At 44.8% G+C, this 857-nt stretch carries 1 protein-coding gene; it reads left to right on the forward strand.

The genetic code is table 11. The annotated features are described in order from the left end of the window. On the forward strand, positions 1–857 hold an 857-nt coding region (locus tag AAA938_RS20135), incomplete at both ends, for an IS256 family transposase, variant Zn-binding type (RefSeq protein ID WP_338230724.1).

Consider the following 857-nt stretch of genomic DNA (forward strand, 5'->3'; position numbering starts at 1 on the left):
GCCGGCAAGCAGCGATATAAGTGTAAAAATTGCGGCATTCTGTTCACTGTTTCCAACCCCTCTGTAGCCAAAAGCAACCAGTTTGTTTGGTTTAAAAAGTGGATAGTTGGGAAGCGTACTTTTGATCAATTGGTTACTGAGACTGGGATGAGCAAAAGCACGATTCAGCGGCTTTTTAAAGGCTATCTGAAAGAACCGCCGATGCTGAGTGTCTACCCTTCCGAGCGGGTGAATCTGCTCATTGACGGCACGTATTTTAGCAGGGATTTATGCCTGATTTTGTACCGAGACAACACGATCAAGTTCACCCAGCTCTATCGGTTCAGCGATGGAGAACGATACGAAGAACTCAAAGAAGACCTGGAAAATCTACTGCTTCTTGGAGTTCAGATCGAGTCAATTACCTGTGACGGACATCGGGCATTGCTCAGAGCGATTCGCAAAGTTTGTCCTCAAGTCACCCTTCAGCGATGTGTAATCCATGTGCAGCGAATGTGCAGAATATGGCTTTCCAGCAATCCTAAGAGTATTCCCGGGCAGGAACTTCGGAAAATTGTCTCTACGCTGCATCTGATCAAATCCAAACAGGAACTCAGTTATTGGCTGCTCGAACTGGCTAACTGGGATCATCGACACCATGAGTTTGTCCATGAAAAAACGGTCAATCCCATTACGGGAAAGTTTTGGTATAAACACAAACTGTTGAGACGTTCCTTCTCTGTTTTAAAAAGTGCCTTACCCAATCTTTTTGCTTACCTGGATAATCCAAGGATTCCAAAATCCACCAACGGGCTGGAGTCATTTTTCGGACATTTAAAAACCAATTTGAATATCCACCGAGGTCTCTCCACAGGAAA

The sequence above is a fragment of the Algoriphagus taiwanensis genome, from assembly GCF_036245645.1.
GTDB lineage: Bacteria > Bacteroidota > Bacteroidia > Cytophagales > Cyclobacteriaceae > Algoriphagus > Algoriphagus taiwanensis.